This is a genomic window from Mesorhizobium sp. M4B.F.Ca.ET.017.02.2.1, from assembly GCF_003998955.1.
Lineage (GTDB): Bacteria > Pseudomonadota > Alphaproteobacteria > Rhizobiales > Rhizobiaceae > Mesorhizobium > Mesorhizobium abyssinicae.
In genome coordinates, this window is record NZ_RZOF01000343.1 from 1 (window position 1) to 6,663 (window position 6,663).

Here is a 6,663-nt window from a genome sequence, read left to right on the forward strand (position 1 = left end):
GCTCAACGATTTTGGCATCAATTCGGGCAGCGACCTGCTGACCGTCAAGACCAAGCACCTCAACCAGCGGGCGGCGAAGCTGGAAGAAGCGGCCCTGCCGGCGCACCGCGAGCGTTCGGCAGGCGCCATCAGGCTCGCCAACAGCGGCACCCACGCCAAGGTCTTGATCACGCTCGACGACGCGGCAGTGGAAACACCTGACGGCACGCTGCTGTTCCGGACCGGAAAGCGTCACATCTGCCAGGGCGACCGCATCGTGCTGCTCGGCCGCAACGGGGTCGGCAAGTCGCGCTTCGTCACCCTGCTCCGCAACGCCGTCGCCGAGCCGGAAAGCGTGCGGAATGTGAAGGTGACGCCGTCGACGGTGCTCGGCTACAGCGATCAGGCTCTGTCGGGCATGAGCGGCGACGACACGCCGCTGGCGATGGTGACGCGCAGATTCGACATTGGCGAACAGCGCGCCCGCTCGCTGCTCGCCGGCGCCGGCGTAGGCATCGACATGCAGGGGCGCCGGATCGGGCTCTTGTCGGGCGGTCAGAAGGCCCGGCTGGTGATGCTGGCGCTCAGGCTCGCCAATCCCAATTTCTACCTGCTCGACGAGCCGACCAACCATCTCGACATCGACGGCCAGGAAGCGCTGGAGGCGGAACTGCTGGCGCATCAGGCGAGCTGCGTTCTCGCCTCGCACGACCGCGCCTTCATCCGCGCCGTCGGCAACCGCTTCTGGCTGATCGAGAAACGCCGGCTGACCGAGGTCGACGACCCCGAGGATTTCTTCCGCGCGGTGGCCGGAACGGGCGGCTGAAGAATCTCCGGTCGAAAAAATCCGGCGATCTGTCGGATCGCCGGGATGCGCCACGTCCTTGGGATGCCGACACGATGATGCCGGCATCAACCAGGGAGAGTTCATCATGTCGGTCCTGTCATCCATCGGTCGCATCGCAACCCGGTACGCGGCGGCGCGCGCCCGCTACCGCAGCGAGCGTATCTTGCTTTCGCTCCCGGCCGAACTGCGCAAGGACATCGGCGTTCCGGAAATCTTCGACGTGCAATACAGCCCTCGTGCCGGCGCTGCGACCTGCTCGGCCAGGGTGATTTGACGGGCGACCAGCCCGGCGCGTGATTCGGCGGTTCTAAAAAAATCCGAGACCTGTGTAGGATCGCGGCTGCCTCGTTCGTCCTGTGGTTCGCAAGGTCAGACCAAACGCAAAGAGGAGCAGAAAATGACCGACCAGACCCCCGTTCAGCCGGCCGCCAAAGTGCTCGGTGGATTGACCCCCTATCTGCAGCTCGACGGCGCCTTCAAGGCCGCCGAATTCTACAAGAAGGCCTTCGGCGCCGAGCAGGTGTTCTTCTATCCGCCGGATGAGCAGGGCCGCACCATGCACATCCATCTCCACATCAACGGCTCGACGCTGATGATCTCCGACTTCTATCCCGAGCACGGCATGTCGCCGGTGAAGCCGCAGGGCTACACGATGCAGCTGCATCTCGGCAGCGACGACATCGAGGCCTGGTGGAAGCGCGCCGTCGACGCCGGCTGCGAGGTCGTCATGCCGCTGCAGGTGATGTTCTGGGGCGACCAGTGGGGCAACATGCGCGATCCGTTCGGTGTCGAATGGGCGATGAACGCGCCTGTCAAGAAGGCATAGGAGAAGCACGATGTCCTATGTCGATGGTTTCGTTCTCGCCGTCCCCAAGGCAAATCTCGACGCCTATAAGAAGATGGCTGGGCAAGCAGGCACCATCTGGATGGAGTACGGCGCGCTTTCCTATGTCGAATGCATCGGCGACGACGTGCCCTATGGCGAGCTCACCTCGTTCCCGCGCGCCGTGCAGGCCAAGGACGACGAGGTCGTCGTCTTTGCTTGGGTTGTCTACGAGTCCCGAAAACGGCGCGACGAAGTGATGGCGAAAATTATGGTCGACGAGCGGCTGAAGGCCGATTGGCCGACAATGCCGTTCGACGGGAAGCGCATGATCTTTGGCGGCTTCCAGACGTTCATCGAGCTTTGAGGAGCTGGGCCCCAAGCTGGGTTGAGATTGAGGTCAGGCCGAGTCGAGAATGGCGGCTCCCGAGAACCGGAGCGGAGCGTACTTAACGTATGTGAGCACCGGAAGCGCAGGGAGCCGCCGTTCGCAGGCCGGCCTCACCTCAATATCAGCCTAGCTTGTCCAGCAGCGGCTTCAGCCTGTCCCCATAACGCTTCCAAAGGTCGACCGAGCCCTGGTACATCGGCTGGCGCACTTGGGCGGCCGAGGCCGTGCGCACGGGCCGGTCGGTCTCGTGGAAGGACAGCACCTTGTCGTCCCAGGGCAGGCCGAGATGCGCCATCAGCGCCCGCGTCTGCCCTTCCTGGTCGGCAACGAAATCCTCGTAGCGCACATCGTGAACGACGCCGGGCAGCACGTTGCGCCAATGCGCCATGATGTCGGCATAGAGATTGTGGAAGTCGGCGAGCTCGCCGAGATCGTAGCCGTAACGGTGGCTGTCGCCGCGGAAATGCACCTTGTAGATCGAAAGGCAGGTGGCCGCCGCATCGCGAGCGCAATGGATGATCTTCGCCTGCGGCAGCATCAGGTGGATGAAGCCGACCAGCAGGAAGTTGCCGGGCATCTTGTCGGTGACATAGCGGAAGCCCGGATAGCGGGCATGCAGCATATCGAGATAGGCCTCGCCCGCTTCGCCGAAGGCCTTGTCGGGCATGTCGGCGATGCCTTGCGGAAAGCCGCCCTTCATGGTAAGCGGAAACTGCTTGCCGACCGCCGTCTTCAGGATGCTGAGCTCACCCGCGCCAAAGACCTGCGGATGGCTGGCGATGATCTGCTCGACCAGCGTGGTGCCGGAACGCGGCATGCCGACGACGAAGATCGGCGTGTCGTCGGCGATCGAACTTGGCTTGTGCTTTTCGAAGAACGCCCTATCGAACGTCGCCTTCATCGCCTCGAATTCATCGCGCGTCCTCGCCGGATCGTAGTCGATGCCGGTGCGGCGGATGGCATTGCCCTCGGCGAAATAGTCGAAGGCGCGGGGATAATCCTTGAGGTCGTCATTGGCCTTGCCGAGGCCGAAGGAAAGCTGCATGCGCGCCAGGCTTCCCTGCGGCGCCTTGGCGTGCTGCGCCTCCATGCCGACGAGTTCGGCGTCGCGCTCGGTCTGGCGCTTGACCTGCGTCAGCAGCAGCCATGCCCTTGCCATGGCGGGAGTGATCGCCAGCGCCTGCCGGGCGAGATCGGCCGCCTCGTCCAGCTTGCCCTTCTCCATCATGCCGACGCCCAGTCCGTACAGCAGGTCGGCGTCCTTCGGCCGGATCGCCAGCGCCTCGCGGAACACCGCGATCGCCTCGTCCAGCCGCCCCGCCTCCTGCAGCGTCTCGGCCAGCCCGATGCGGGCGCGCACATGGAATGGATTGCGGCCGATCGTGCCGCGATAGATGTCTTCTGCGCCCTCGAACTGGCCGAGCTGCTTCAGCGCCGAGCCGAGATTGTCGCGCACCGCCAGCTGGTCCGGCCGCAACGTCACCGCCTTGCGGAACCAATCGACCGCAGCCGCGACGCGGCCGAGATCGCGCAGCACGGTGCCCAGATTGTTGAGGAAATCGGGATTGCCGGGCTGCAGGCGCACCGACTGCTCGATCAGCGCCAGCCCCTCTTCGCCGCGCCCGGTCTGGTGCAGCAGAAGCCCGAGGAAATGCGCGGCCGCGGCATGGTTCGCCTTTTGCGCCAGCACCTGGCGGTAGAGAATCTCCGCCTCTTGCCGGCGGCCGGCCTGATGCAGTTGCAGCGCCTGCTGCACGCGCTGATCGAGCCCCAGCGTCTGCCCGCCAGGGCCGGAACCCGCGCCTCGTCTTGGATCTCTGGTGATGGGAAACCTGCCGTGTTTGTCCGCTTGCCGGACCTAAGCCATGCGGCCGGCAGTTTCAAGACGCAACGGCCTCGCCGGTCGCTGATGGAGATGCGCATCTCCTCGGCAAAAAGGAGATGGGATCTGCCGCCGCATGGCCTCGCCGCTCGCGACGACGAGGCCTTGCTTGCTCAGCACGGGCCGTCGCCGATGATGCGATAGTCCGCGGCGCGGGCCTCGCATCCATTCGGGAAGGTGCGCAGTTGGCCGCCGCGGCGGGCGCAGACCGGAGCGTATTCGCGGGTGCAGAATGTCGGCTCGTCTCCACCGCCGCCGCCGCCGCCGTCGCGGCATGGGCCATCGCGCACGATGCGATACCCGGCCCGATCGGCCAGGCAGGCATTGGCGAAGGTCTGGCGGTCGCCGCCGCGGCGGGCGCAGACCGGCTCATACTCCCTGGTGCAGAATTGCGGTTCCGGCCTTGGCGGCCGCGGGCGCGGTCCAGGACCTTCGTCAACCACCACCGTGCAGGCTGCCAGAAGTGCCGACAGGAACAGGAGAGCAAAGCCCTGTCGCGAGAAAAGCGTCGCAATAAATCTCATGAATACCTCCCGGCACATGGGTCCGAAGAGCATGCGCAAATCAGAGTGCAATGACCCCCGCTCCGGCGCAAAACACGCCTGCCGATCCTCGCCATTCCTCCGACAAATGCAACCCCCGTTTGCGGACGAAATGGCGCCGCCGCTGGCGCCGTCCGGCCACCCGCGAGGGGCCGCTGGCCCATGCGTGGCCGGGCTCTGGCCGATGACCGGGCATGGGGCCGGGTCTATCGAAGCGCTGCGTCGGGCGCGCCCACCGGGCCCACCCGCGGCGCCGTCTTGCAACCATCACGTTTCCGTGCGATAAATTCCGTGTTCGGGCATTTGCGACCCGGAGAGCGGAACGTTTTGGACGACCTTTCCCCGATACTGTGAATCTCTGACGGCCCCGTTTTTCGGCGGGGGGTTTGACCATGCGCCAATGCATGACTGCCGAAGCAACCACCGGGACATGCCCAAGGCGCCAGCGGCGGGCAAACCATATGACTGACACGGGTGAGAGGAGTTTCCCCCAATGGCCCAGACCGGCACCGTAAAGTTTTTCAACGCCACCAAAGGCTTCGGCTTCATCACGCCTGACGGCGGCGCCAAGGATGTATTCGTCCATATCTCGGCGATCGAGGCTTCGGGCCTGCGCACCCTGGTCGACGGCCAGAAGGTCACCTTCGACGTCGAGCCCGACCGCATGGGCAAGGGTCCGAAGGCGGTCAATCTCCGCGCTGCCTGATCGATCGATCTGGGGCATCGCCCGCGCGGAGGAGCGATGGCGCGCTGCAAGGTCGTGAACCGGCTTCCGAGCCGGGCTGAATTCTCGAAGGCGCGACGGTCACCGTCGCGCCTTTTCCATGCCCGGTGGAAGGCTCGCCGAACGGTACCGGGCATTCGGCTAACGGCGTGCACCAAAACGACAATTTGGATCACGGCACGCGAAGCGCGGCGGACGCAAAGCGCTGCCAAAATGCCTGCCGGGCGGGGCAAAAACTTTCTCTTGCCGATAGCGCTAAAATAAAGGACAAATTTCCACTCGGGCATTTGCCGGCCCGAAACTGGACTTTATGGGATCATAAGGAGCTTCCCATGCCGCAGACCGGCACCGTCAAGTTCTTCAATCATGCCAAAGGCTTCGGCTTCATCACGCCGGACGATGGCGCGAAGGATGTCTTCGTCCATATTTCGGCCGTGCAGGCGTCGGGTCTTCCCGGTCTTGAGGATGGGCAGAAAGTGACATTCGACACCGAGCCGGACAAGCGCGGCAAGGGTCCGAAGGCCGTCAACCTGTCGATCGGCTGAGCCGGTTCAGGACAGACCTGGCGGAGACTGATGAGGCGGGTCCGCTCTCGCCGGGTCTATGGTTTTGCGCAAGCAATCGAAATGTCAGGCCGGATTTCGTTCAGCCTCCGTTCAGCCACGGTCTCTTATTAACCTTTGCTAAAGCCGGTCCGCATCCCCCCGAAAGTACACGGGCCGGCGCGAAGGAGACCGAAATGAACCGAATTCTCAAGACCGCCATTCTGTCCACCGGCATCGCCGCGACCATATTGGCCACCTTGCCGGCGGCCAACGCCGATGACTGGCGCTGGCGCCGTCACCATCACAACCACAACGACGCCCTCGCCGCCGGCGTTGTCGGCCTTGCTGCCGGCGCCCTGATCGCCGGCGCGTTGAGCAACCCGCAGCCTCGCTACAACAGCTATTACGAGCCGGGCTACGACGACTATGACTACCGCTATGTGCGGCCGGCTCCGGTTCGCCGCTATTATGCGCAGCCGCGCGTCGTCTATGCCGACCGCTATGCGGAACCGTGGACCCGTGCCTGGTACGAATACTGCTCGGACCGCTATCGCACCTTCAATTCCCGCACCGGTACCTTCACCGGCAATGATGGCGAGCAGCACTTCTGCGTCGCCAACTGAGGCTTCCCTGCCCCAAACAGGAAAGCGCTGACCGCAAGGCCAGCGCTTTTTTGTTTGGGGTCCTTTAGGCGCTCACCCAGGGGGTGTTGAGATTCAGGTCAGGAACGGATTGGTGCGGCGCTCCTCGCCGAAGCGGCCGCCGGGGCCGTGGCCGCAGATGAAGCCGATGTCGTCGCCGAGCGGCAGAAGCTTGTTCTTGATCGAAGCAATCAGCGTGGTGTGGTCGCCGCCGGGCAAATCGGTGCGCCCGATCGAGCCGCGAAACAGCACGTCGCCGACATGGGCGAACTTGGCCGCACGGTTGAAG

At 64.4% G+C, this 6,663-nt stretch carries 10 protein-coding genes; 7 read left to right on the forward strand and 3 right to left on the reverse strand.

Annotation, left to right across the window (positions count from 1 at the left end):
* From EN738_RS28450 to EN738_RS28465, 4 genes are all read left to right on the forward strand, one after another.
* Positions 1 to 805 (forward strand): ATP-binding cassette domain-containing protein (locus EN738_RS28450; protein ID WP_145966956.1); only part of this gene is annotated, 805 nt, incomplete at its 5' end.
* Between the two features lie 106 nt (positions 806 to 911).
* Complete coding sequence (locus EN738_RS28455) at positions 912 to 1,100, forward strand: hypothetical protein (protein ID WP_127286562.1); 189 nt, start codon at positions 912 to 914, stop codon at positions 1,098 to 1,100.
* 123 nt (positions 1,101 to 1,223) lie between these two features.
* Positions 1,224 to 1,652: a glyoxalase/bleomycin resistance/extradiol dioxygenase family protein gene (locus EN738_RS28460; RefSeq protein WP_127286563.1), complete on the forward strand. Its 429-nt coding sequence runs from the start codon at positions 1,224 to 1,226 to the stop codon at positions 1,650 to 1,652.
* A 10-nt stretch (positions 1,653 to 1,662) separates the two neighbouring features.
* Positions 1,663 to 2,016: a DUF1428 family protein gene (locus EN738_RS28465; protein WP_127286564.1), complete on the forward strand. Its 354-nt coding sequence runs from the start codon at positions 1,663 to 1,665 to the stop codon at positions 2,014 to 2,016.
* Between the two features lie 145 nt (positions 2,017 to 2,161).
* On the opposite strand, the gene EN738_RS28470 is transcribed toward EN738_RS28465, so the two are convergent.
* Complete coding sequence (locus EN738_RS28470; protein ID WP_127286565.1) at positions 2,162 to 3,796, reverse strand: sulfotransferase; 1,635 nt, start codon at positions 3,794 to 3,796, stop codon at positions 2,162 to 2,164.
* Between the two features lie 239 nt (positions 3,797 to 4,035).
* Positions 4,036 to 4,446 (reverse strand): Kazal-type serine protease inhibitor, encoded by a 411-nt coding sequence (locus tag EN738_RS28475; RefSeq protein WP_127286566.1) that lies wholly within the window; start codon positions 4,444 to 4,446, stop codon positions 4,036 to 4,038.
* A 511-nt stretch (positions 4,447 to 4,957) separates the two neighbouring features.
* Between EN738_RS28475 and EN738_RS28480 the strand changes: the two genes are divergently transcribed.
* The 3 genes from EN738_RS28480 (at position 4,958) to EN738_RS28490 (ending at position 6,356) form a co-directional block, all read left to right on the forward strand.
* Positions 4,958 to 5,170, forward strand: coding sequence for a cold-shock protein (locus EN738_RS28480; RefSeq protein WP_006202520.1), 213 nt, complete (start codon positions 4,958 to 4,960; stop codon positions 5,168 to 5,170).
* A 350-nt stretch (positions 5,171 to 5,520) separates the two neighbouring features.
* A complete protein-coding gene (locus EN738_RS28485) occupies positions 5,521 to 5,733 on the forward strand; it encodes a cold-shock protein (protein ID WP_006202521.1) in 213 nt (70 codons plus the stop codon).
* A gap of 194 nt (positions 5,734 to 5,927) precedes the next feature.
* Positions 5,928 to 6,356 carry a BA14K family protein gene (locus EN738_RS28490; RefSeq protein WP_127286567.1) on the forward strand — a complete coding sequence of 143 codons (429 nt, stop codon included), beginning with the start codon at positions 5,928 to 5,930 and terminating at the stop codon, positions 6,354 to 6,356.
* Between the two features lie 93 nt (positions 6,357 to 6,449).
* On the opposite strand, the gene EN738_RS28495 is transcribed toward EN738_RS28490, so the two are convergent.
* Positions 6,450 to 6,663: MBL fold metallo-hydrolase (locus EN738_RS28495; protein WP_348629113.1), on the reverse strand; the 214-nt coding region annotated here is incomplete at its 5' end.